General features: G+C 50.0%; 22 protein-coding genes. 2 read left to right on the plus strand and 20 right to left on the minus strand.

The features are described 5' to 3' along the window. Nucleotides 1-12: 12 nt before the first annotated feature. The 17 genes from VSQ62_RS15565 to VSQ62_RS15645 all read right to left on the minus strand — a co-directional run bounded on the left by VSQ62_RS15565 (nucleotide 13) and on the right by VSQ62_RS15645 (nucleotide 16,860). Complete coding sequence (locus VSQ62_RS15565; RefSeq protein ID WP_334635733.1) at nucleotides 13-588, minus strand: electron transport complex protein RnfA; 576 nt, start codon at nucleotides 586-588, stop codon at nucleotides 13-15. Nucleotides 589-601: 13 nt separating this feature from the next. Next, complete coding sequence (gene rsxE / locus VSQ62_RS15570; RefSeq protein ID WP_334635734.1) at nucleotides 602-1,327, minus strand: electron transport complex subunit RsxE; 726 nt, start codon at nucleotides 1,325-1,327, stop codon at nucleotides 602-604. A 19-nt stretch (nucleotides 1,328-1,346) separates the two neighbouring features. Then, a complete protein-coding gene (locus VSQ62_RS15575) occupies nucleotides 1,347-1,928 on the minus strand; it encodes an RnfABCDGE type electron transport complex subunit G (RefSeq protein ID WP_334635735.1) in 582 nt (193 codons plus the stop codon). Then, nucleotides 1,928-2,857, minus strand: a complete 930-nt coding sequence (locus VSQ62_RS15580) for an RnfABCDGE type electron transport complex subunit D (protein ID WP_334637681.1) — start codon at nucleotides 2,855-2,857, stop codon at nucleotides 1,928-1,930. Before VSQ62_RS15580 ends, VSQ62_RS15575 begins: the two co-directional genes overlap by 1 nt. A 54-nt stretch (nucleotides 2,858-2,911) precedes the next feature. After that, entirely contained in the window at nucleotides 2,912-4,231 is a 1,320-nt protein-coding gene (gene rsxC, locus VSQ62_RS15585) for an electron transport complex subunit RsxC (protein ID WP_334635736.1), read from the minus strand. Between the two features lie 188 nt (nucleotides 4,232-4,419). After that, nucleotides 4,420-5,526: a 30S ribosomal protein S1 gene (gene rpsA, locus VSQ62_RS15590; protein ID WP_334635737.1), complete on the minus strand. Its 1,107-nt coding sequence runs from the start codon at nucleotides 5,524-5,526 to the stop codon at nucleotides 4,420-4,422. After that, nucleotides 5,507-6,364, minus strand: coding sequence for a 4-hydroxy-3-methylbut-2-enyl diphosphate reductase (gene ispH, locus VSQ62_RS15595; RefSeq protein ID WP_334635738.1), 858 nt, complete (start codon nucleotides 6,362-6,364; stop codon nucleotides 5,507-5,509). Before ispH ends, rpsA begins: the two co-directional genes overlap by 20 nt. Nucleotides 6,365-6,440: 76 nt before the next feature. After that, nucleotides 6,441-7,097 carry a (d)CMP kinase gene (cmk, locus tag VSQ62_RS15600; protein WP_334635739.1) on the minus strand — a complete coding sequence of 219 codons (657 nt, stop codon included), beginning with the start codon at nucleotides 7,095-7,097 and terminating at the stop codon, nucleotides 6,441-6,443. A 21-nt stretch (nucleotides 7,098-7,118) separates the two neighbouring features. Beyond that, complete coding sequence (locus VSQ62_RS15605; protein ID WP_334635740.1) at nucleotides 7,119-8,348, minus strand: BaiN/RdsA family NAD(P)/FAD-dependent oxidoreductase; 1,230 nt, start codon at nucleotides 8,346-8,348, stop codon at nucleotides 7,119-7,121. After that, a complete protein-coding gene (locus VSQ62_RS15610; protein WP_334635741.1) occupies nucleotides 8,341-9,285 on the minus strand; it encodes a MurR/RpiR family transcriptional regulator in 945 nt (314 codons plus the stop codon). The genes VSQ62_RS15605 and VSQ62_RS15610 overlap by 8 nt, the downstream gene beginning before the upstream one ends. A gap of 126 nt (nucleotides 9,286-9,411) precedes the next feature. Next, a complete protein-coding gene (locus tag VSQ62_RS15615; protein ID WP_334635742.1) occupies nucleotides 9,412-10,821 on the minus strand; it encodes an oxaloacetate decarboxylase subunit alpha in 1,410 nt (469 codons plus the stop codon). A 33-nt stretch (nucleotides 10,822-10,854) separates the two neighbouring features. After that, nucleotides 10,855-12,006: a sodium ion-translocating decarboxylase subunit beta gene (locus tag VSQ62_RS15620; RefSeq protein WP_334635743.1), complete on the minus strand. Its 1,152-nt coding sequence runs from the start codon at nucleotides 12,004-12,006 to the stop codon at nucleotides 10,855-10,857. A 43-nt stretch (nucleotides 12,007-12,049) separates the two neighbouring features. After that, nucleotides 12,050-12,415 (minus strand): biotin/lipoyl-containing protein, encoded by a 366-nt coding sequence (locus VSQ62_RS15625; protein WP_334635744.1) that lies wholly within the window; start codon nucleotides 12,413-12,415, stop codon nucleotides 12,050-12,052. A 20-nt stretch (nucleotides 12,416-12,435) separates the two neighbouring features. Then, a complete protein-coding gene (locus tag VSQ62_RS15630; protein WP_334635745.1) occupies nucleotides 12,436-13,227 on the minus strand; it encodes an OadG family transporter subunit in 792 nt (263 codons plus the stop codon). Nucleotides 13,228-13,241: 14 nt separating this feature from the next. Continuing rightward, nucleotides 13,242-14,681: an acyl-CoA carboxylase subunit beta gene (locus VSQ62_RS15635; protein ID WP_334635746.1), complete on the minus strand. Its 1,440-nt coding sequence runs from the start codon at nucleotides 14,679-14,681 to the stop codon at nucleotides 13,242-13,244. A gap of 212 nt (nucleotides 14,682-14,893) precedes the next feature. Continuing rightward, nucleotides 14,894-16,612, minus strand: a complete 1,719-nt coding sequence (locus tag VSQ62_RS15640) for an IS66 family transposase (RefSeq protein ID WP_334633801.1) — start codon at nucleotides 16,610-16,612, stop codon at nucleotides 14,894-14,896. Nucleotides 16,613-16,632: 20 nt separating this feature from the next. Continuing rightward, nucleotides 16,633-16,860, minus strand: coding sequence for a hypothetical protein (locus VSQ62_RS15645; RefSeq protein ID WP_120397181.1), 228 nt, complete (start codon nucleotides 16,858-16,860; stop codon nucleotides 16,633-16,635). Nucleotides 16,861-17,345: 485 nt separating this feature from the next. Here VSQ62_RS15645 and VSQ62_RS15650 point away from each other — a divergent pair, with 485 nt between their 5' ends. Continuing rightward, the gene (locus VSQ62_RS15650) at nucleotides 17,346-18,704 is read left to right on the plus strand and encodes a peptide MFS transporter (RefSeq protein ID WP_334635747.1); all 1,359 of its coding nucleotides are present in this window, start codon (nucleotides 17,346-17,348) and stop codon (nucleotides 18,702-18,704) included. 71 nt (nucleotides 18,705-18,775) lie between these two features. Here VSQ62_RS15650 and VSQ62_RS15655 read toward each other — a convergent pair whose 3' ends face one another. Genes VSQ62_RS15655 through VSQ62_RS15665 form a run of 3 tightly spaced genes read right to left on the minus strand, consistent with a single transcriptional unit; the run spans nucleotide 18,776 to nucleotide 23,887 of the window. Further along, nucleotides 18,776-19,546 carry an ABC transporter ATP-binding protein gene (locus VSQ62_RS15655; protein WP_334635748.1) on the minus strand — a complete coding sequence of 257 codons (771 nt, stop codon included), beginning with the start codon at nucleotides 19,544-19,546 and terminating at the stop codon, nucleotides 18,776-18,778. 4 nt (nucleotides 19,547-19,550) lie between these two features. Further along, the gene (locus VSQ62_RS15660; RefSeq protein ID WP_334635749.1) at nucleotides 19,551-22,070 is read right to left on the minus strand and encodes an FtsX-like permease family protein; all 2,520 of its coding nucleotides are present in this window, start codon (nucleotides 22,068-22,070) and stop codon (nucleotides 19,551-19,553) included. Nucleotides 22,071-22,099: 29 nt separating this feature from the next. After that, complete coding sequence (locus tag VSQ62_RS15665) at nucleotides 22,100-23,887, minus strand: aminopeptidase P family N-terminal domain-containing protein (RefSeq protein WP_334635750.1); 1,788 nt, start codon at nucleotides 23,885-23,887, stop codon at nucleotides 22,100-22,102. Nucleotides 23,888-24,058: 171 nt separating this feature from the next. Between VSQ62_RS15665 and VSQ62_RS15670 the strand changes: the two genes are divergently transcribed. Then, nucleotides 24,059-25,417, plus strand: a complete 1,359-nt coding sequence (locus VSQ62_RS15670; RefSeq protein ID WP_334635751.1) for an MATE family efflux transporter — start codon at nucleotides 24,059-24,061, stop codon at nucleotides 25,415-25,417. The last annotated feature ends 47 nt before the right edge of the window (nucleotides 25,418-25,464 follow it).

The raw sequence follows: 25,464 nt of genomic DNA on the forward strand, positions 1-25,464 counted from the left end.
TTATGCCCCCTCCTATATCAGTCCTGAGAATCCGCAGAACGCGATCGCCATAAGTGTTGCCGTTACCAGCACGATCGGCGTCCCCTGGAAGGACTCTGAAATGTCGTTGTATTCGATCTTCTCACGGATTCCTGCCATGATCACGATAGCGATCAGGAATCCCACAGATGTTCCGATACCGTTGATCACACCCTGAAGGATGCTGTATTCCTTCTGAACGTTGGTAAGCGCCACGCCAAGCACGGCACAGTTCGTGGTGATCAGCGGCAGATATACGCCGAGCGCATTGTATAACGGCGGCATCGCCTTCTTAAGGAACATCTCTACGAACTGAACCAGCGCCGCGATGATCAGGATGAATACGATGGTCTGCAGATATTCAAATCCTAACGGCATCAGGATAAACTTGTAGATCAAACTTGTTACCAATGAAGCTATCGTGATAACGAACACTACCGCTCCGCCCATACCCGCAGCGGTATCCACCTTCTTGGATACCCCAAGGAACGGACAGATTCCCAAGAACTGGCTGAGTACAACGTTATTCACAAGAGCCGAGCCTATCGCAATGATCAATAATTCTTTCATCTATGTACTCCTCCTATTCCTCATTTCCTGTCGGGAAGACCTTCCCGCCGCACGCACTGTTACCGCAGGAAGCACATCCTTCGCCGCATCCCGCCGCTTCCGGCACCTTCTTGCCCTTCTTCGCGGCATTGTTCCTTACCTTGTTCTGCAGCGCTACAAGGAATGCAAGAACCAGGAACGCACCCGGCGGAAGGATGAAGATGGTCACCGGCACATAACCGCCCTTACCTGCGGCAGCGTCTGCCAGAGGAAGGAGCTGCTGGCCGAAGATCGCGCCCGTACCGATCACCTCACGCACGATACCGATCGCGGTAAGACCCACGGTAAATCCAAGCCCCATACCGACACCGTCGAAGATGGACGGAAGAACCGGGTTCTTGGACGCATAACTCTCGGCACGGCCAAGGATGATACAGTTCACTACGATTAGCGGAATGTACAGTCCAAGCGAAGCATACAGGCTTGGAACGAAACCTTCCAGAAGGAACTGTACAATCGTTACGAATGACGCCACGACTACGATGAACGCCGGCATTCTGACAGAATCCGGAATGATCTTACGCAGCATGGAGATCAGCATATTCGACAGCACAAGTACGACCGTCGTAGACAGACCCATACCTACGCCGTTAATGGCGGACGTCGTTACCGCCAGGGTCGGACACATACCCAGCATCAGAACGAAGGTAGGGTTCTCTTTGACCAGACCGTTATAGATTCTTTCGGTACAATTATTCATCTTAACTACCTCCTATTCTTTATTGAAATGCAGCCTGATAATATCCTAGCGCCGCATTGACCGCACCCGTCACAGATCTGGACGTGATGGTCGCACCGCTTAACGCGTCGATGGGTTCTCCATCCCCGCCGTCCTTGGATACTGCAAACTTCTCTGCCTGTTTCCCTTCATACTGCCCATAGAAAGCGGGCTCCGTGGCCTTCATTCCAAGACCTGCCGTCTCACTGATGGACAGGATCGATACGCCGTTCACCGTACCGTCGCTGGTGATACCAACCGTCACCTGAATACTGCCGCCGAAGCCGTCCTTATCCGTCGCAGTAACGACATATCCCATATCGCCCACGGTACAGGCTTCATCGACAGTCCCGTTGACTCCCATATCGGCGATCGCCGCATCCGCGGCTGCCTGGTCAATCTCAACCTGTTCAAAATCATTGATATCCGCTTCCGGGAATACCTTCTGCCAAGCTTCTTTCTTGGCCGTCTCCTGAGCCTGGGCGATCGGAGCCTTCGTAATCTCATACACAAGACCAAGGCCAAGGCCGGCAACCAGAGTGATCGCCGTCAGGATCAATGTGTTTTTCAGAATCTTATTCATTATTTCTCTCCTCCTTTACCGAATGGTTTTGGAAGAGTAACTCTCTCGATCAACGGCACTAAGAGGTTGCTGATGATGATCGCATAAGATACGCCTTCCGCGGAACCGCCGAAGAGACGGAACAGACCGGTCAGGATACCGAGAAGCGCGCCGTAGACAAGCTGTCCTCTCTTCGTGATCGGCGAGGTTACATAATCAGTCGCCATAAACCATGCACCGAGCATCAGACCGCCTCCGCAAAGATGCGCGGTAATATACTGCGGATCGAAAAATCCGATATTCGGATTCGCAAAATGTCCGAATATACCGACAAATATAACAAATGACACAATATAGGTTCCAGGGATCCGAAGATCGATGACGCCCAAAAGGATCAGGAAGATCGCTCCGATGATGATCGCGATCACCGACGTCTCGCCGATCGTTCCCGGAATCCGTCCAAGCAGCATGCTCATGCTGTCAACCGTTTCACCGCTCTTTAACTGTGCCAGCGGGGTCGGTCCTGTTACTCCGTCATAGACAAATGTAGTCATCTGGCTTGTAAATGATATCAGCAGGAAACACCTTGCACCGAGAGCCGGGTTCATGAAGTTCTGTCCCAGTCCTCCAAAGAGCTGCTTCACGATCAGGATCGCAAAGACGCCGCCCAGCACGCCCATCCACCAGGGTGCGGATGCAGGCATATTAAGCCCCAGCAATAGTCCGGTAACCACCGCGCTGAAATCATTCACGGTGATCTTCTTGTGCATTAATTTCTCATATATGTATTCTGTCAGGACAGATGACGCCGTCGTACAGATCAGCATCACAAGCGCTGACACTCCAAAGTTCCATACACCAAAGGCAGAAGCCGGCAGCAATGCGATCGTCACATAGAGCATGATATTGGCTGAAGTAACTTTGGAACGTATGTGTGGTGAAGATGACATTTTCAACTTGTTTTCACTCACGTTTGTTCACCTCTTCCTCTTCTATTAGATTCTTTATTTCTTCTTGCGGTTCGCAAGCGCGATCTTTCTCATGGAACCGATCGCCTGCTTAAGCGGCCGTTTCGCCGGACACACAAAACTGCAGGAACCGCATTCCATACACTCTAAGCCCTCGTGCTTCGTAAATGCCGCTTCATCCTGATGTTCCGCATAGTCCGCAAGCCTTGACGGGATCAGACGGCTCGGACAGGCGTCCACGCAGCGTCCGCAGTTGATACATGCCGTCGGCTCAAACTTTGCGACCTCGTCCTTCGTAAGACAGAGAATCGACGAAGAGGTCTTCGTGATCGGGACATCCAGAGTAAACATGGAGAATCCCATCATCGGTCCGCCCGAGATCACCTTCTCAGGTTCGCTCTTATATCCGCCGGCAGCCTCGATCAGCTCTGCCTGATTAAGCCCGAACGGAACCCGGAAGTTCCCCGGTTCGTTCACGGCGTCACCGCTTACTGTGGTCACGCGCTCCATGGACGGACGGCCTTCCGCTACGGCCTCATAGATACTGATGATCGTCGCTACGTTATCAACCACGCATCCCGCGTCTGCCGGAAGCATCGCGGAATTGATCGCCCTTCCTGTCGTCGCGTAGATAAGCTGACGCTCACCGCCCTGCGGATACTTCGTCTTAAGCGCAAGCACTTCGATCCGCGGTTCATCCTTCGTAAGCTCCCTGAGCTTCTCAATACAATCCGGCTTATTATCCTCTACCCCAAATATACCCTTCGCGTTGTCAAAGAGCTTAAGGATAATCTTCATACCGCCCACCAGCTTCTCCGGTATCTCCAGCATGCATCTGTAGTCAGCCGTGATATACGGCTCACATTCCGCGCAGTTCGCAATAATATAATCAATCTTATCCGGTTCCTTAGGCGAGAGCTTAACCCTGGTCGGGAATCCCGCACCGCCCATACCTACAATTCCTGCATTGCCGATCGTATTCAAGATCTCTTCCTTCGTCATCTCGTCCAACGGTTTGACAGCCGGATATTCCACCTCTTCATACTCACCGTCATTCTCAATGACAATACTGTTCACTGTCCCGCCTGTCGGATTCAGATGCGGCGCGATCGCCTTAACCTTACCGGATACAGACGCATAGATCGGCGCGGAGACGAAGCCTCCGGCTTCCGCTATCATCTGCCCCTTAAGGACACGGTCGCCTACCGCCACTACCGGACTGGCCGGAGCGCCGATATGCTGGGATACCGGATATACCAGATCCCCTTTGGGTTTTACTTCGACAATGGCCTTCTCTTTTGCCAGGCTCTTGCCGTCATCCGGATGAATACCACCCTTAAAAGTTAACAATGCCATCCCTTTTTTCCTTCCTTCCTTTTTACTCTTTATTACTATACATCAAAATTCCCCAATTATCCAGTAAATACGAGGATTTCTTTGTATATTTCCGTGAACAACTTGTTGATTTTTTAACGCATAAAAGATAGAGGCCGACAGGCCTCTATCCAATAATCATGTAGTATTCCGTTGCCGTTGCCTTAACCTTATACCTCTTCTGCAGCTTCATTCTCGCCTTCTGCCTTCTCCGGTGCATCAGATGCCGACTCCAAAGCCTTCATGCTAAGGCTGATCTTCTTCTCTGCCACATTCAGGTCTACTACCTTGGCAGTGATCTCCTGACCTACGGACAATACATCTGACGGCTTGTCTACATGTGCCCTTGAAATCTGTGAAACGTGGAGTAATGCATCCACTCCGGGTGCAAGTTCAACAAACGCGCCAAAATCTGTCATTCTGGCAACTCTGCCGTCCAATACGGTTCCTACTGCATAGCTGTCGGCAGCATTCGCCCATGGATTGCTCTCCGGGAACTTAAGGCTCAGAGCAATCTTGGTATCGTGAATCTCCTTGATCATCACTTCTACTGTCTCACCGACCTTGAACACCTTCTTCGGATTCTCGACACGTCCCCATGACATCTCTGAGATATGAAGAAGTCCGTCAACTCCTCCCAAGTCAATAAATGCACCGAAATCCGTTACATTCTTAACAACACCTTCCATCCGGTCTCCCGCCTGGATCTTCGCAAACAGTTCCTTCTGCTTCTCTGCACGCTCCGCAACAAGAAGCTGCCTTCTATCGCCGATCACACGGTTCCTTCTTGGATTGAACTCGCTGATCACGAACTCGATCTCCTGATCCTGATACTTGCTCAGATCCTTCTCATAGGTATCAGATACAAGGCTTGCCGGGATAAATACCCTTGCCTCTTCGATTACAACGCTCAACCCGCCTCCAAGAATCTGTGCTACCGGAGCCTTCAGCACTTCATGATTCTCATATGCTTCTCTAAGCCTCTCATTACCCTTCTCGGCAGCAAGACGCTTATATGTTAATAACACCTGACCTTCGCCATCATTAACCTTCAAGACCTTCGCAGTCATAGTATCCCCCACTGATACCATCGTAGTCAGATCTGCGTTCGTCTCATTCGTGTACTCGTTTCTTGTGATGATACCGTCTGCCTTGTATCCTATATTCAAGATGATTTCATCAGGCTTAACGTCGATGACAGTACCATCTACAACCTCTCCATTTCTTATTGTCTTGAAAGACTCCTCCAACATTTGTTCAAAAGTTAATTCTGACATAATTTTGAACCTCCTCAATTATAATATTGGGCGTGGATGCCCCTGCTGTAATACCTACTGTTTCCACGGACCTTAATTGATTCATATCCAAATCGTCAAGTGTCTGTATATAGTACGTATTCAAACATTCGTTCTTACATATTTCAAATAACTTCTGAGTATTCGAACTATGCTCGTCCCCTATAACCACCATAGCGTCGACTCTCCCCGCAATCCGGCGCGCCTCCTCCTGTCTCTCCTTCGTCGCATTGCAGATCGTATTTAAAACAATTATATCATAACCCTTTTCTTCGATAATTTCAACTAAATCTTTGAATTTATTGTAATTAAATGTCGTCTGAGAAACGATGCACAGCTTTTGGCTCTTATTTTCGTGCACGAATTGCCTTGCTTCCTCATGCGTCTGTATGACGTCCGCCCGGTCTCCAGCCCATCCTCTGGTCCCTTCTACTTCGGGGTGTGCGCCGTCTCCGATAATTACAATATGTGACCCTTTCTCACTTTCTTTTGCCACAATGTCATGAATCTTCTTTACAAACGGACAAGTTGCGTCAACACAGATGATCCCTTTTTCTTCCATGCGGTCATAGACGCTCTTTGCCACGCCGTGAGAACGGATGACCACAACGCCTTCCTTGATCTGCGCAAGCTCCTCTTCCGAATGGATCACCTTCACGCCCTGCTTCGCAAGATCCTTGATCACTTCCTCATTATGGATGATCGGGCCGTATGTATAGATCTTCTGTCCCTCATAACGCCGGACCTGCTCATAGACCATATCTACCGCGCGCTTCACTCCAAAGCAGAAGCCGGCGGTCCTCGCTAATTCAACCTTCACATTCCGTTCCTTCTCTTTCTTCGTAATATCCAGGCCCATGCAGGCGATATCGTAGCAGTTCGGACAAGCCGCTTTGTTACATACAAAGCCCCGCGATCTCCTTCACGACCTCTTCGATCGTCATATCCGAACTATCCACCAGCACCGCATCCTCAGCCTGCCTTAAGGGCGCCGTCTCCCGGTTCATATCCCGCTCGTCGCGCTCCTTGATATCCCTTGCGATCTCATCGAGATCACAGGCCTCCCCTTTTGCCGTCAATTCATCATAACGCCGCTTCGCGCGCGTCTCCACGCTCGCCGTCAGATAGACCTTCACATCGGCGTCAGGCAGCACGCAGGTGCCGATATCCCTTCCGTCCATGATCACATCCTGAGTCCTTGCAAGATCTCTTTGAAGGTCCAGAAGCTTCGCGCGGACCTCCGGGATCACAGAACACTTGGAAGTCATCTGTCCTACCGCCTCATCCCTTAGCCGCCCCGTAATATTAGTACCATTCAGGAACACCTGCTGAACTCCGTCCTCATACCGGATCTTCACATCCGCATCCTTACACGCCTCGATGACCTTATCCGTCTCCTCCGCCTGTATCCCTCTGTCAAGGAAATGGATCGCAAGCCCTCTGTACATGGCTCCCGTATCCACGTAGATAAATCCCTTCTCCTCTGCAACCAGCTTCGCGATCGTGCTCTTCCCCGCTCCTGCCGGTCCGTCAATTGCCACATTATATCCCATTATTCTTCTCCTTTACACTTTTCATTGCACACCATTGCCGGCGGCATATCCCGTAGACCAGGCAATCTGCAGGTTAAATCCTCCGGTCAGCGCATCCAGATCCAGCACCTCTCCGGCAAAATGAAGTCCCCCGACATATCTCGACTCCATAGTTCCCGGATCGATCTCCTTCGTCTTCACACCGCCGCGGGTGATGATCGCCTCATCATAACCCCGAAGCCCGGTAAGCGTCATCTCCAGATTCTTCGTCAGGTGTACCAGCCTTTGTCTCTCCTCCCTGGATATGACATTTACCTTCTTCTCCGGATCGACCCCGCTTAATTCTACCATAACCGGAACCAGTTTGGACGGGAACAATTTTCCAATTGCATTCTTAAACTGCCTGTTGAGATTCTCTTCGAAGTCTCTCAGTACTCTCCGGTCCAGCTGCTCCTCACTGAGGGCAGGCTTCAAGTCTATGGCAAGTTTCAGGTTCTGTTCCTTCAGTATACCGCCCACCTGGCTGCTCGCACTGATGATCAGCGGTCCGCTGACCCCATAATGCGTAAAAAGCATTTCCCCGAATTCGCGGTATAACAGCTTCTTATCCGAAGAGACAGAAACCGTTACATTGCGAAGAGAGAGTCCCATAAGGCGGCCCGCCCACGGCTCACTCACTTCCATAGGCACAAGCGACGGCATACACGCTGTGATCTCATGCCCGCACTCCCGTGCAAACCTGTAACCGTCCCCGGTAGAACCTGTGGATGGATAAGAGAGTCCTCCGGTGGCAATAATACAGGAATCCCCGTACACTCTCTTTCCATTCGCCAGCTCGACACAGGAAAATCTTCCGTCTTCCGCCTTCACACGAGAAACCCCTGTACTTAGATGCACGTCGATATGAAGCCGCCGCATCTCCTTCTCCATCGCACCGATCACATCCGAAGAATGGTCTGACGCCGGAAATACCCTGTCTCCCCGTTCTACCTTCGTCCGCACTCCAAGCCCTTCAAAGAACTGTATCACATCTCCGTTGGTACATCCGTAAAAACTGCTGTACAGGAACTTCGAATTGCTTGTCACCGACGAAAATAATGTCTCCATATCACAGGCATTTGTGATATTGCATCTTCCCTTTCCTGTGATAAAAAGCTTCTTTCCTAATTTTTCATTCTTCTCAAACAGACATACCTCATGCCCGTTCCTTGCAGCCGTGATCGACGCAAACATACCTGCCGCTCCGCCGCCAACGATCAGAACTTTACTCATATTCTCTTTCCCCTGACCAATTCATATTCTCGGATGCTCCTGACAGTTCCATCTTCTCTCCGACCATGTTCAGTTCATCCTTATTGTACACCTGATATTCATCCCAGATCCCTTCCAGTGTTGTAAGCGTCGTGATCACTTCATTCTGCTTCTTCATGCACAGCGCGACCACCAGCGCGTTCACCACGCTGAGCGGCGCCACCAGAGAATCCACGATCGACGCCATATCGCTTCTTGCGATCAGATTACAGGAGGAATACAGCGTCATCGGCGAGTGTACGCTGTCCGTCAGTGTGATGACCTTCGCCTTGCGGTTACTGGCATACTCAAGCGCCTTCAGGGTACGCATGGAATATCTGGGAAAGCTGATGCCGATGATCACATCCTCTTCCCCGATCCTGAGCATCTGTTCAAAAATCTCACTGGGGCTGCTGGTATTCACTGCCGTCACATCATCACACACAAGGTTCAGATAGAAGCATAAGAAACTGGCAAGAGGCGCACAGCTCCTAATCCCCACCACGTAGATCTTCCTGGCCTTTAAAATGGTATCCACCGCCATCTCAAAAGCACCATGGTCGATGGTCTCCATCGTCAGCTTGATCTTCTCGATATCCGACTGCAGCACCGAAGCCAGGATCTCTCCCTGACTGATCCTGCCGTAGGTCACCTCCATACGCTGGATAGAATTGAGCTTCGTGCGCACCAGTTCGCCAAGCGCCTTCTGGAATCCCGGGTATCCGTCATATCCAAGAGCCATGGCAAACCGGACCACCGTTGACTCGCTGACTCCAACCTCTTCTCCCATCTTCGCAGCCGTCAGAAACGCCGCCTTGTCATAATCCTCCCGGATGAATTCAGCAAGCTTCTTCTGACCCTTGCTGAATCTGGGATATCCTTCATTAATCTTCTGCAATAATTCATTATTATTTTGCATATTGCCTGTCTCTTTTCCACATTCTCTTCTCTCATTGCCGGCTTTGGAGCGTCAGACGGCCGCAGTTGACTTCTCATCATAAAAGATGTCGGAAATCAATGATTTCCAACATCTTTATAAACACTGCTAGACAGGATAACTTCCGTTCTCCGTATCGGCAACCGTCTGGTCAACCTTCGTCTGCTGCGCCTCTCTATACTTGAAGAAGTCCGTGGCAACCTGCGGGAACAATGCATAGGACAGCACATCTTCATCCTGCTGGCTCCACTGTTCACACTCTTTGCGAAGAGTATCCAGCTCATCCGGGATCAGATCTGCCGGACGGCAGGTGATCACTTCCGCATTCTCGCCGAGAACCTTCTTCGTCACCTCTTCGTCAAACGGCTTCACCGTCGCGCCGTACTTACCGCTTAAGATATCCTTGGTCTCCTTGGTCGCCATCTTATAGCGCTCACCCATCAGCACGTTAAATACTGCCTGCGTACCAACGATCTGAGAGGAAGGTGTAACAAGCGGCGGCTCTCCAAGGTCTTTTCGCACTCTTGGAACCTCTTCCAGAACGTCGTAATATTTGTCTTCTGCATTCTGCTCCTTGAGCTGGGATGTCAGGTTGGACAGCATACCGCCCGGAACCTGATACAGGAGGGTCTTGATATTGACGCCCATATTCTTCGGATTCAGAAGCCCGCTCTCCAGCGCCTCGTCACGGATCGGACGGAAGTAATCAGCGATCTCCGCAAGAAGATTCTGGTCAAATCCGGTATCATACGGCGTACCCTTGAAGGTCTCCACCATAACCTCCGTCGCCGGCTGTGAAGTGCCAAGGGCAAACGGCGACATCGCAGTATCGATTACATCCACCCCGGCTTCTACTGCCTTCAGATAGGTCATAGACGCCACGCCGGACGTATAGTGCGTGTGTAACTGGATCGGAAGGCTCGTCGCGTCTTTCAGCGCCTCGATCATCTCCGTCGCCTTATAAGGAACCAGAAGTCCCGCCATATCCTTAAGGCAGATAGATGTAGCTCCCATATCCTCAATCCTCTTGGCTATGTCGATCCAGTATTCCATCGTATAAGCGTCTCCCAGGGTATAAGACAGCGCAACCTGGGCGTCCGCCTTCTCCTTCACCGCCGCGCTCACCGCCGTCTGAAGATTACGGAGATCGTTCAGACAGTCGAAAATACGGATCACGTCGATACCGTTGGACACTGACTTCTGTACGAAATACTCTACCACATCATCCGCATATGGACGATACCCCAGGATATTCTGTCCGCGGAACAACATCTGAAGCTTGGTATTCTTGAATCCGTCGCGGAACTTACGAAGCCTCTCCCACGGATCTTCCTTCAGGAAACGAAGGGACGCATCGAAGGTGGCTCCGCCCCAGCACTCTACGGAGTGGTATCCAACCTTGTCCATCTTCTCCACGATCGGAAGCATCTGTTCCGTCGTCATACGTGTGGCGATCAGAGACTGGTGCGCGTCACGCAGAATGGTTTCTGTTATTTTAATTGGTTTTTTCTCAGCCATTTTCTATCCTCCATTAAAATGATTCTTATAATTCTACATTACCCCAAAAATCGCCATAAATGTTCCCGCAGCAACTGCCGTACCGATAACGCCCGCTACGTTCGGACCCATGGCATGCATCAGCAGGAAGTTGGTCGGGTCTGCCTCCGCGCCCACCTTCTGAGATACACGGGCCGCCATCGGAACCGCAGACACACCGGCAGAACCGATCAGAGGATTCACCTTGCCGCCTGTAGCGACGCACATGATCTTACCGAACAGCACGCCTGCCGCCGTACCGAACATGAAGGCGATCAGACCAAGCGCAACGATCTTAAGGGTATCCGCATTCAGGAACGCCTCCGCACTCGTGGTCGCCCCCACGGAAGTACCCAGAAGGATAACTACGATATACATCAAAGCGTTGCTCGCCGTATCTGTAAGCTGGCGTACCACTCCTGACTCACGGAACAGATTACCCAGCATCAGCATACCTACCAGCGGCGCCGTCGTAGGAAGGATCACGCAGACTACAATCGTTACGATAATCGGGAAGAGGATCCTCTCAAGCTTCGTAACCGGCCTTAACTGCTCCATCTTGATCTTACGCTCTTTCTCCGTCGTCATCAGCTTCATGATCGGAGGCTGGATGATCGGCACCAGAGACATATAAGAATATGCCGCCACCGCGATCGGTCCCATGATCGCCGTCTGAGACAGCTTGCCTGCAAGAAAGATAGAAGTAGGTCCGTCCGCACCGCCGATGATCGAGATTGCCGCCGCCGCCTTATCTGAGAAGCCCATAGCCATGGCTCCGAGATATGCTGCGAAGATACCGAACTGCGCCGCCGCACCCAGAAGGAAGCTCTTAGGATTGGCAATCAACGGTCCGAAGTCTGTCATTGCTCCTACTCCAAGGAAGATCAGGGACGGAAGGATCGACCACTCATCCAGCATATAGAAGTAATAGAGCAGTCCGCCTGTCCCGTTCGCCGCATCCTCCGCATGCAGCATAATATCCGGGAAGATATTAACGAGCAGCATACCAAATGCGATCGGTACCAGGAGCAGAGGTTCAAACTCATGTCTGATTGCTAAATATAGGAAAAAACATGCAACTGCAATCATGATCAGATTGCCGCCTGTAAGACTGAAAAATGCCGTCTGCTGCACGAGGTTTCCCAATGTCGTTGTTATATATTCCATTTTTTAACCTCCAGTCGTGTCATATAATCACAGCGATTATATCTTAATTCAATGTCGCAAGAACAGCACCTGCTTCAACTGCATCTCCTACTGCTGCATTGATACTTGCCACAGTTCCGTCTTCCGGCGCCACAACCGGGATCTCCATCTTCATCGCCTCAATAATAACAACTGCGTCGCCTTTCTTCACACTCTGGCCTACATTCGCCTCAATCTTAAATACCTTGCCTGCCGCGCCTGCCTTCACTTCGATCGACCCTACTCCCGCTGCCGGCGCTGCCTTTGGCGCCGCCGGAGCCGCCTTCGGCGCTGCTGCTCTTGGTGCTGCCGCCTGAGGCGCTCCTGAAGTATTCTCCTCTACCGTAACATCGTATACATTTCCATTAACTGTAATCGTATAATTTTTCATCTTAAATAATCCTCCTAGTATTATGAATTCCATTTATTTGATGGACGGCGTCTGATACTTCTCACATAGAATCCGCCCGCAGCCGCTTCTTCCATGCCAGCCTCTTCTCTGGCCGCCGCGATTGCCGCTGCAATAACCGCTATCAATTCCGTATCGTCTTCTTCTGTCTCTGGGGCTGCAGGAACCATTACCGGCGCCGGGGCTGCCGCAGCAGTGCTTGTCTTCTCTTCCTTCTTCTTATTCGCACCCGTAAGCGCCGGGATAAACTTAAACAGAGAGATCAGGAACGAGATAAAGATCAGTACGGCGAATACCGTTCCCATTCCAAGCACCGTATTAAGCCCTGCCTTCTCTAAGATCTCACCCAATGAATACTCCCCGTCTACAGTCATGCTCTCCATATAGGACTTCTCGTCAAACACGAAACTGATGGTCGCATCCCTGTCCGCGAACTGTGCCGCTGCAGACACCTTAAGCCCTTCATTCGTCTCCTCCGATGTGAAATCGCCATGGCTTACATAGGCTCCGCACTCATCAATCGCCGCTTCCCACGCGTCAAGCGCGCCAAGGAAACTCTCCGGCGTCACAGGAATCCCTGCCTGCGTCAGTTGGAGTTCCATGGTAAATTCTCTCATGCTCCTCCATTGCTCAAGCATGGCCGCGTCGGCATTCGCACAATAGTTGATCATGAATTCTGTGGTCTGGTCAATGGCTGCCGTGTTATACTCAACCGCTTCCTCGCTGCTCTTGCACGCGGTAAAGCAGAGCATTACAGCGACAGCACAGAGTAATAAACTAATTTTTTTCCTCACTTTGCCTCACCTCTCTAAACCGATCCATGCTTTTTCATCGGACGGTCTTCTCTTTTTGTGAATAACATCTCGAATGCGCCGATCACATATTTTCTCGTCTGATCCGGCTCAATGATGGTATCCACATAGCCTCTTCTTGCAGCAGATAACGGGCTTGACTGCAGTTGTCTGTACTGGGCAGTTTTCTCTCTCAGTGTATCGGCATCCGCGCCTGCGTACATGATCTTCGCCGCAAGGTCCGCTTCCATCATGCCGATCTCAGCCGTCGGCCATGCATACACCATATCCGCGCCGACAGACTTGCTGTTCATCATGACATAAGCGCTTCCGAATGCCTTGCCGATCACCACGTTCACCTTCGGAACGGTGGCATTGGCAAATGCGTACGTAAGCTTTGCCGTCTCTCCTGCAAGATTCTTCTCGTCATACTCACACGCCTTGAACCCGGTTACATTGGTCAGCGTAAGAACCGGGATATTGAAGGCATCGCAGAAGTTCACGAACCCGGCGGCCTTCTTCGCTCCGTCGGAAGACAGAGAGCCGTCAAACTGTGCCGTAACCTCAGACTTCTCATTATATATCTTGGAACGGTTCGCAACCGCTCCCACCGTCATACCGTTCAGACGGATGAAGCCGGTCACCATATCCTTCGCATAATCCTTCTTCGTCTCAAAGAATACACCGCTGTCAGAGATGATAGACAGCGCGATAGCTGTATCTTCCGCCGCATTCTCGATCCCGTCGCACAGACGGTTCAGGCTGTCCGTACACTCGTCATAGGAAGCATTCTCCTCGTTATTGCCCGGCAGCATGCAGACCAGAGTACGGATATCCGTCAGTATCTCGTCTTCTGTCCCGATCCCGTCTACAAGACCTGCGTTCTCGCTCTGGTACTTCGCAGAGGAAGTATCAAGCTTCGTAATATTATTGCCTGGAAGGGCATTGGGTGAATTCACAAATAACTTAGCCTTGGATGCTTCCATAAATGTGAAATCCGTCAAAGCAGGCACAACGGAAAGTCCGCCGCCGCATGTCCCAAATATTGCCGTGATCTGAGGGATCACTCCTGAAGCCATCGTCTGCTTCAGATAAAGATTCCCAAACGCGTTCAGCGCGTCCGTCGCCTCCTGAAGCCTGATCCCGGCACAATCTATAAGTCCGATTACCGGTGCTCCCATCTTCATCGCCATATCATAGATATTCGCGATCTTCTTCGCATGCATCTCACCAACTGCTCCATTCAAAACCGATGCATCCTGACTGTACACGTACACCAAATTCCCGTCAATCACTCCGTAGCCGGTGATTACACCGTCAGCCGGAGTCTCTTTTTCCTGCATGTTGAAATCTGTGCTCCTGGCAGTTACCGCCCCGCCGATCTCAACAAAGCTTCCTGCATCAAGTAACGTCGCAATCCTGATACTTGCTGCACTCTCTGTTGCCATGTTGCCCATAGTCAAGCCCTCCATCTTCTTATATATTACAAAACCAAATTTTTGCCAATTATATTATATCCCTTTTGATGTTTTACTGCAATACTTTTTTTCACCTCACGGACTCCCCGAAGCCAGGATAAAACTAGACTGCATTCCAGTTATATCCAATTTATAGTTACTTTTCACACCCACGCCATCTGCAAAATAAAGAAAAGGTTGCTGCTTTGGCGTTAAGCTTTAGCAACAACCTTTTCCTGTTTTATTTTGGGCGGGCGTTTCCGTTCATATATTTCTGATATCTTCTGATATACATCTACATTTTGTGAGCGTAACAAATAGACTATGCTTAAGCCATTACAAATATCGTTTAAACTTTCTTGGCTCCGCAGAGTAATTGCCTGCTTCTGTTTTCGTTTGTAGACTCTTGCCAATCTTTCACATAGGGAATTATTGGCTGGAACCCGTTTGTCATGCAGGAACAATAATTCACTTTCTTTATATTCCCTTAACCGGAGAAATAGATTATACCCTTCCCTATAATACTCAGTTGGCGGCTCATCCTGATATTCTTTCTCCGCCTTGTTCAGGATTTCATCATACCTTTTCTCGAATCCCTCAACAATTATCGGATCAAGTTCTTTCTCCCCCAACCCATTTCGGTAATGCAGCATCTCCTGGAACAATCCGTGCATCTCCTTGTTCCATTCCAGCTGCGGCTCATTCTGCTCGCTGCCGATCAGATAGCGGCAGTCATGCTGGGTACACTCCTGATGTTTTGTTCCATAACGGTAAAATGTCTTGTCATGGTCATGCAAGACAATCCCAACATAATTCTCAAGCGGCGTTCCTTCTATTCCTTTATGCCCTTTTTTCTCCCTGCCTATATAAAGTGCCACATCTGCGATCGGGGATGCAAGTATAAGGACCTGCGCACTGTGCCCATTTACAGATGCGTTTGTAAAATCTGCATTCATGACCGGAGACTGCATTAGTTTCTTTATAATCTCTTTTTTCTCTTCCGCTGTTTTCTCTGAAAATTCCCTGGTAAGACCATTGATCATGCCGTCGGACAGTTCGATCTCGCCTTTTGTCAATTCTGAGATTAGCTTTCTTATTTTTCCATGGGATACGTTGCATTCATTGCTCAGGAGAAAGGCAAGTGCCTTCACCGTCCCGTCATAGTTCACTTCATTGATATATCCTTCTGGAAATGGAGCATGTACACGGGCTCCGGTTCTTTTGTCACGGTATTCCTTTGTCGTATATTCCATGACCGCTACAGACATCTGGATGACCACTTTCTGTTTCCGAATGATTTTTCCTGTCTCATAATAATTCTCTTTATCCAGGTATTTTGCAGGCGCAGGGATTTCATGTGTCTCTGTTACGGCATGGAGCTTCCTGCGGTGTCCGGCATGGCCTGGCTGTCCGCCTGGTTTCCGGTCAGTTTTTACCCGGCTGTTCGGGATTTTTTTCCTGCCGGGTTTCTGCTGGGAAGAGGGGATGGATGAATTCTCAAAATCCATATTGACCTGCGCAGTCAGTTTTTGGTTCAGGCCTTTTTCTTCCTCCAGTTCAGCCCCTACCCTGTAGAATTCCTGTCTTATATCACGGCATTTATCTAATGCTTCATCTCTCTGGCGAACAACTTCCAGATTCTCTTTTTTGAGCTTTGCAATGAGACGGTCCTTCCTGTCAAGTTCTTTCTGGCATTCGTGGTAAAGATCATCATTTGCTTCCATCCATTGCTTCCGGACAGACCGGATCTCCTTACGTGCCTGTGCTAATTCTTGTTTTAATTCCCGGATATTTTTTTCAAGTTTCCGAATAATACTCTTATATTCTTCTTCTAATTTCCGGTATCTCTCGCCGGATTTAAATTCGGCGATCTGCTGTGCCAGTGATTTCACTTTGTACTGTAATGCACTTGTATATTCAAATGGATTCATCTGTACTCTCCTTTGATGAATTAGGGGCGGGAATCTAATACCTGTGCCATCGTTCTGCTTAATTCTATTGTCTCTTCCAGTTGTAATGTCAGCATGGAAATATATTCTTCTTTCTGTTCAAGAAGCTCTTCCGAAGTCCGAATGCATTTTTCCTGGATTCGGATTACATTTTCTGCTTCTTTAAGAGCATTCTCCAATTTAGAGATCTGTAATTCATATTTTTTTATAAGTGATGTTTCTTTACTCATTGCTGCCTCCGCACTTGTAATAAAAAAAGTATAGCAGAAATCTGGAAAAAAAGCGAATGAAGGAAATCTGGTATTCGTCATTTTGCCAGGGATAAATCGTTGATTTTTCAAGACAAATGGATATCAAACCACGCAGAAAAAGATGTGAGAAGGGGATTTTAAGACGAAAAACAGAAAGGAGAAAATGTTATCCACAAGAAATACCTGAGGACAAAATATTATTAACATTTTGTCCTCAAACGTATCATTTACTGTGGATAAAAATTTTTTCAATTTCAGCACATTTACCAACACTTTCTAAAAAGCCTATTACTGGCGTGGGTGTGAAAAGTAACAATTTATAAAATTACTTAATATTTTCTTAACATAACAGTTGTACTTTGGTCGGTTTTATGATATATTTACAATAGCTTTTCACTGAATATTACATATTTTTCCATATGTAATACAGGTGGAAAAATACATCTATATGGAGGGTAAAATATATGGAAACAGCAAAAAAGCGCAGACCATTTGGCTTTTATGTGTGTGCGATGGGATTTACCTTTGAGCGTCTCGCATTTTACACCGTAAAATACTTACTTGCCATCTGGCTTGCAACGGAAGTTACTTCCGGCGGTCTGGGATTATCAGATGCAGAAGGTGCAGCCATGTCCGCTTCTTTCGTGGCATGGACCTACATCACACCGATCTTCGGCGGTTACATTGCCGACTACTGGTTAAGCCCGAGACTCTGCGTGGCTCTGGGTATGATCCTGATGGGCGCGGGATACTTGTGTACCTGGCAGGCTCACTCTATGGGGATGGTGTGGGCAATGGTTATCCTGGTATCCGTTGGTACCGGATTGTTCAAGGGGAATCTGTCCGGTGTGAACGGACTGTTATTCCACGACGAAGAAGAACTGAACTCAGCGTTCTCTATTCAGTATTCTTTTGTTAACATCGGTTCCTTCATCGGTACGACCTTTATTGCCATGCTGGCAACCACAGGTCTGTTCGGGATCAAGTGCAGTTTCAACACCGTATTTCTGATCTGTGCGATCTTCTTATTCATTGACGCCGCATGGTTCATCCTGAACGGCAAGGCGCTCGGCGATGCCGGCAAGAAGCCTTTCAAGAACGACCAGCGAGAGTTCGTATCCGCTGAGAAGAAAGCTGCAGCCGAGTCTGCTCCGCTTACCGCAAGCGACAAGAAGAAGATCGTTGCGATCATCCTTGTAACCATCTTCTCCGCAATCTTCTGGATGGTATGGTATATGGCATACATGCCGGCTTACTATTACTTCGGATGGGGCGACGGCGCAGATTTCCTGAACCATGCGAACTGGTACATTGGAAGCTTCCAGATCCCTACATCCTGGTTCGACTCTGTGAACGCTCTGACCTGTATCATCCTGGGACCTGTTCTTGCCGGTGTATGGGCTAAGATGGCGTTAAGACCGAAGGGTGACATGAGCATGTTCAAGAAGACGGCTCTTGGTACCATGCTGGTAGGTGTATCTTATCTCGTTATGGTTCTCGCCGACATGATCAGAGGCGACGGACAGTGCTCCGTATTCTGGCTTGCACTTGTATGTCTGTTGATGTCTGTAGGTGAGATGGTATTCTCCCCGCTTGGCAACTCCTTCGTATCTAAGCTGGCTCCAGCTAAGGTTCTGGGTCTGTTATTGGGCTTCTGGCCAATCGCGGTATTCCTGGCACAGCAGATTTACCCGAAGGTATACTCCTGGCTTGCAACCCTGCCGTTCATCGCATACGGCGTGGTTGGCGCGGTCGTAATCGTATTCGGCCTGATCCTCTGGGCATGCAGCGGCAAGCTGGACGCTCTGGAGAAAGAAGACTAACCAAAATATCCGGGCTGTCAGGTATATGATCCTGACAGCCCGTTTGTAATCTTATCTGAATCGTTTCTACTCTACTCCTCTTCCATCTCCTCCATCTCCCGTAAGATCTCCTTATAGAATTCGGACGTATCCTCATCCTTCTTCTCAAGAATCTTCACGATCACGCCGTCATCGATAAAGAATATCTTATCGCTGCACCGTGCAATCTTGGGGTCATGGGTCACAAGAATGATATTCTTCCCCATCTCCTTGTTGATATTGTCGAAGGTATCCATAAGCCTTCTGCTTGACTTCGCATCCAGGTTGCCTGTAGGCTCATCCGCCATGATAATACCCGGATCATTGATCAGCGCCCTGCATATGGCAATTCTCTGCTTCTCTCCGCCGGACAATTCCCTTGGAGACTTGCCGATCAGCCTCTCCACACCGAATCTTGCCGCCAGGCTCAGCATCTTCTGCTTCATCTCTTCTGCCGGTGCTTTGTCAAGGATCATGGGAACCATGATATTCTCCCCCACAGACAGACTGTCCATCAGATAGAAATCCTGGAATACAAATCCGATCTCCCGCCTTCGAATATCCGCAAGCTCATCTTTCCAAAGCTCTGACGCATCCTTCCCCTTGAAATAAAGCTTCCCTTCTGTTAAAGGCTCCATCATTCCCAGGATCTTAAGCAGCGTAGTCTTGCCGCCTCCCGAGCTTCCCATGACAGCGACATATTCCCCCTCTTCTATAGTAAGGTCAAGGCCTTTCAGCACCTCTATCTTCGCATCAGGATTCTTCTTCTCCTGATTCCTGTAATAGTTCTTCACGAGTTTCTCTGTTCTTATAATCTCCGCCATCACATTACTCCATCGTATCAAAGATTTTGCCTGTCAGGACCTTCTTCAACGCCTGATAAACCGCCCCCTGTGCCAGCCAGTAGATTACCCATACCGGAAGCACATACCGGATATAGCCAAGGATCTCCGCACCGTTATACATCCTGACTCTGAACATGAGCAGTGTAAATACAACCGCCGACAAGCCGCCCACTGTCAGCGGGATCAGGAAAAAGGGCAGCATCTCCTGACGAAGCGCTTTCATAATGGTCTTCTCATGCATCCCCATACAATCAAGGAAACGGTATCTTGCCACGATCTCATCCATCTCAAAACAGAACTTAATAAGTATCAGATAGATCCCGCATACGCCTGCCATGATCATCATAAACAGCCATACTACCTGCTTCAGATAACGCTCCGTCGCCGTATCCTGCATCATCACTTTGCTGCTGTAATAACGGATTCCCCCATCCTGCTTCGACAGCGCGAAGAGGCTGTCCTCCACATACTCATAATCTCCGCCTGCCGCACAGAACAGATACAACTGCTCCCCCTGATAGATCTCCTCAAAAAATTCATCAGAGAATACCACCAGATTCTGCTCCTTCCCTCCTTTATATATCCCCGTCAATACCGCCCGTTCTTCTCTTACGACCTTCCTTGGCGTATAGGCCCGGTAACTCCAAAGCTCTGCCCCCGGCCCCGCTGTCTGCAGGTTCAGCGTATCCGCCGCCCCCGACCAGTCCAGAAGATGAGCTCTCGCCGACACATCTTCCTGATAAATGACCGCGATTTCCTCCCCGGACAAGCCAATCGCTTCCCCCTCATCTCCAGATCTTGCTCTCTTAAGCTCAAGATAGGCAGACTCCGGGATACCGATCTGAACCGGCGGTTCTGCCATAACCTGCCTTCCGCCTGCAACAGATTTATAATCCAACGCGAAGATATCCTTCACGGAGTTGACCAGTGATATGTTCTCCGGCATCAGCGAATATACAGTCGTCATCGGATACCGTTCTGCCTTAAGTCCTGGCTGCCCGCTTAATTCCTGCAGCTTTTCATCCGCGGCCTTCCCCGCCGTACAGACAAAGTCATAAGGGAACTGCCCCTCAAGCGCCTGAGCCAACACGTTTCCCCCATAAGCGGAAGACAGCGTATACATAACAAGGAATGCAGTCACTGTCAGCAGGTAGACCTTCTTCATATTCTGCCCAAATCCGGTGAGAAATGGAAATTTATCGAATATGTTCTGATAATACCTGCCGTCTTCTCCCTTGATCCTTCTGATCTGCGCCGAGCGCACACACAGAAGCACCAGAATCAGTCCCAGCAGATAGACGGCCTGCGCATCTTCGCTCTCTCCTCCGCTTCTTCCCGTCATCTGTGCCAGAGACCATGCCATGCATATGACGCCCAGGACACCGCATATCCAGCCTGATACCCCTGGTATATGGTTCTTCTTCGGCGCGATAAGCCCCGACGCAGACCAGCGCATATGGTCATACACATGGGAATTCACCATCGCCGCAATCAGCGCAGCCGCGGTAAATATCCCGCAGACCATAAGATATGTCCCGGCCGGCATTCCCTGCACTGACACCGGAAGCTCCCGTGCGATCACCCGCATGATGATCCCAAAGACCAGATTCCCAAGGATGATCCCGATAATTCCGGAGCATACCAGACATCCTGCATATTCCATCAGCATCATAGAGCGCAGAGATCTGCTTCGAATCCCAAGCACTGCCAGTATATTTTCCTCCCGCATCTTACTGCGGATATAATAAGAGAAGGAAAGCCCCATCAGCACCGCATTCAGGAGAAGTCCCATCCATACCGCGTTCAGAAGGACCTTCTGCGTCCCTCCTCCCGTGACCGCCTCCGCACTGTGGATTCCCAGGAACGCGGACCTGAGCGCAAATACCAGGAACAAAAAAAGCATCAAAAATACACTGCTCGCGATCAGCATCACATAATTCCGAATATGATACTTTACATTCTTCCATATCATCCTGTAATACGAAGAACTGTATCTTCCCGGAAAATACAGTCTCCGCTTCCGCTCTTCCCTCTCAAGCCTGTCGCGTTCCTCACGCACTCTTGCGTCTTTTCGGATCTCATCACGCTGCTCCACGTACTGCTTCAGCACGAATTCCGCCAAGCACATTATAGGAAGCAGGTAAGTCCACCCCATAGGAACCAAGGGGAAGAATATGACTGCCGCTGCCGTATACAGGAACTCACACCACTGCACCATTCGATAGACAAGCCTTACCTTCTTCCCCGCAAGAGTGCCGATCACATAGATCAGGGCAAGGACGGCGCTAAGAATCGACAGAAAAAACATATAATAGGACGCTACCAGCTCCGGATCCCCGCCCGTCATCGCCACGATGCCCCCGTTCTTCCCGGCCTCTGAGATATAGCCGGGCAGATGATAAGTCTGCCCGGCATAAGCGATCCACGGAAGCCAGATAGCCGCAGCGATAAATATATAAATCAGGACAGATATGATCTGATATATTTTGCCTGATCTCTTCATAGTCTTCCTCCGCTGCCTGTACTGCATTGCTAAATCGGCCGTGTATACTCCTTAAGCCATTCCCGCTCCTCTTCGGTCAGACGCGGCCCGATCTTCTCATATACCTGTTCATGATAATGGTTCAGCCACTCGCGCTCATCCCGGCTCATCTCCTCCGGGTCGATCCCGTCTAAGTCGATCGGCGCAAACGTGATCGTCTCGAAATACATAAACTGCCCGTACTTATTCTGTACGCCCTTTCTCACCACGAACTCATTCTCAATACGGATACCAAACTGTCCGTCCTCATAGATCCCCGGTTCGTCGGTGATGACCATGCCCTCCTCAAGCTTATGATGCTCGTTCTTACTTGGAACCACATACCAGCGGAATCCGGTCGGCGGTTCATGGACATTGGCAAGATACCCTACGCCGTGCCCGGTACCGCACTGATAATCCAGATCCAGATCCCAGATCGGCCCTCTCGCCAGCACATCCAGATTATATCCATAGCATCCATAGAGAAAACGTGCGCGGGACAGCCGCATCATCGCCCTCACAACAGCAGTAAAATACCTCTTCATCTGTGCCTCCACAGAACCAAGAACGAAAGTTCTGGTGATATCGGTGGAACCTTCGTAATAACCGCCGCCAGTATCATTCAAGAAGAATGCGCCTGAACTTAACGGCACATCCGTCTCTGCGCTTGGCGAATAGTGCATCATCGCCGCATGGTCCGCAAATGCACACAGAGGCTCGAAGCTGTCACGGATATATCCTTCCTGTGCAGCGCGTAATTCCGTCAGCTTTGCGGCAGAACTAAGCTCCGTAATCGTCTCCTTGTCATAGCGTGTCTTGATCCAGTGCATGAACTTGGTGACAGCAACGCCGTCCTTGATGTGGGCTTCCCTGATATTCGCAAGCTCCACCTCATTCTTCATCGCTTTCATAAGGATGGTTGGATTCGCCGCCTCCACGATCCTGCATGGAATATTCTTATACAGCGCATAGTTCATCTTCATCGGATCGATCAGCACCGTCTCGGAACCACTCAGTCCCTTCACGTCATCATAGATTGCATTATAAGGATGGATGGTCACCTGATTCTTAGCCAGCTCTACCTGGATACGGTCGTCAAGCTTGGAATCATCCACATATAATTCTACTCCGTCCTTCTTCACGATCGCGTAGGACAGAAGCAGCGGGAAGAAATCAATATCGTCCCCCCGGATATTCAAAAGCCAGCATACATCGTCCAGGGACGCAATGATATGGGCGGTCGCCCCATGCTCCTCCATCACTTCCCGCACACGCTTAAGCTTGGACGCCGTGCTCTCACCAGAATACTTCTCTTCCAGGAAGAACGCCGGCTTGTCCGAAAGCGGCGGACGGTCTTCCCAGATATCCCCTACCAGGTCGACGGAATAGTGGATCCGGATCTGTCTCGCCGCCAGCGCTTCCTCAAACTCCCGGCCCTCTCCCATGGAAAGTACCCGTCCGTCAAACGCAACCGTTCCGCCTCTTGGAACACGATCAGTCAGATACTCCGTGATTGACGGCGTATCTCCCACAAACATCTTCATCAGACGGATGCCGCTTCCGGCAAGCTCATTCTCTGCCTGGAAGAAATACCTTCCATCCGTCCAGAGCCCCCCATCATCTCTGGTTATGACGACCGTCCCGTAAGATCCGCTGAAACCGGAAATATATTTCCTCGCTTTAAAATGTTCCCCTACATATTCACTCTGGTGAAAATCAGCGGTGGGAACTATATACGCATCGATCCCCTTAGACGCCATGCGAGTACGAAGTTCGGAAATCCTTTCTGCTATGTTCATAAAAATAAACCTCCTAAAATTATACTATATCTATAATGTACCATAAACCCGTCCAAAGTACAATTTTTTACCGAATTTTTGTCTTGTTTTGTCTTGAAGCCCGCTCAATATTATGCTATGATTTGGCAGAAACTTTTCCATCACAGATTACGGAATAACAGAGGTACCGCTATGGCATCACACATTAAAAACATGACCCAGGGAAAACCTGTTTCCCTGATTTTCTCATTTGCACTGCCGCTTATGATCGGCAATGTATTTCAACAGCTTTATACCGTCGTAGACACCATGGTCGTAGGCAAAGCCTTAGGTGTCGGCGCCCTTGCCGCCCTTGGCGCGGCGGACTGGCTCAACTGGATGATGCTTGGTATCATCCAGGGCTTCACCCAGGGCTTCGGTATCCTGATGGCACAGGAATTCGGCGCGGGCAGGCACGATAACCTGAGGAAATCCATCGGTACCTCCACGGTCCTTGCTTTCCTGTCTTCCATCGTACTGCTGGCGCTTGGACAACTGGCGGCACGCCCGGTCCTGCATCTCCTGCAGACGCCTTCCGAGATCCTTCCCGATACCCTGCTGTACCTGCGTATCATGTATCTTGGGATTCCGGTAGTGATGGCATATAACCTGCTGGCCTCGATCCTCCGTTCCCTCGGAGACGGCAAGACGCCACTTAACGCCATGATCGTAGCCGCCGTCACCAATATTGCGCTGGATCTTCTGTTCGTGCTGGGCTTCGGGCTTGGTATTGCCGGAGCCGCCGCCGCAACGCTGATCGCCCAGTTGGTCTCAAGCCTGTTCTGCCTGTATCATATCCGAAAGATTGAGATCTTGAATCTTCAGCCGTCGGATTTCAGCCTCAGAGATAAGAATCTCTCCCTCCGGCTGCTGACGCTGGGCTTCCCCATGGCGTTTCAGAACGCTATCATATCCATTGGCGGCATGATCGTGCAGTCTGTAGTCAACGGATTCGGCGTCATCTTTATCGCAGGCTTCACCGCCACCAACAAGCTATACGGCGTACTGGAAGTTGCAGCTACCTCCTACGGATATTCTATGGTCACGTACACCGGGCAGAACTTGGGTGCCGGCCAGACTGACCGCATCCGCCGGGGAGTGAGGTCCGCTCTTCTGATTGCACTTGCAACCTCCCTTGTCATTGCGCTTCTGATGATCTTCGGCGGAAAGATGATCCTTGGCTGTTTCATCTCAGGCACACCTGAAGAATTCGCGCAGACATTGGCGATCGCCTACTACTATCTGGCCATCATGAGCCTGTGCCTGCCGATCCTCTATACCCTGCATATCACAAGGTCTGCTATTCAGGGGATGGGCAATACCATCCTGCCCCTTGTATCCGGCATCGCCGAATTCCTGATGCGGGCGCTGACCGCTATCTTCCTTCCCATGGTGGTCGGAGAGAACGGGATCTTCTACGCGGAGATCATGGCATGGACCGGGGCGACAGTAATCCTGGTGATCAGCTATTTCGCCGTGATCCGCAGGATGGAGAGGCTGTTGAAGCGATAAGCATTTTATGCCATAGAGTATATAAACTTTTAATAGGTGGTGTAAGT

Origin of the sequence: Sporofaciens sp. JLR.KK001, from assembly GCF_036941055.1 — a bacterium.
Classification (GTDB): domain Bacteria; phylum Bacillota; class Clostridia; order Lachnospirales; family Lachnospiraceae; genus Sporofaciens.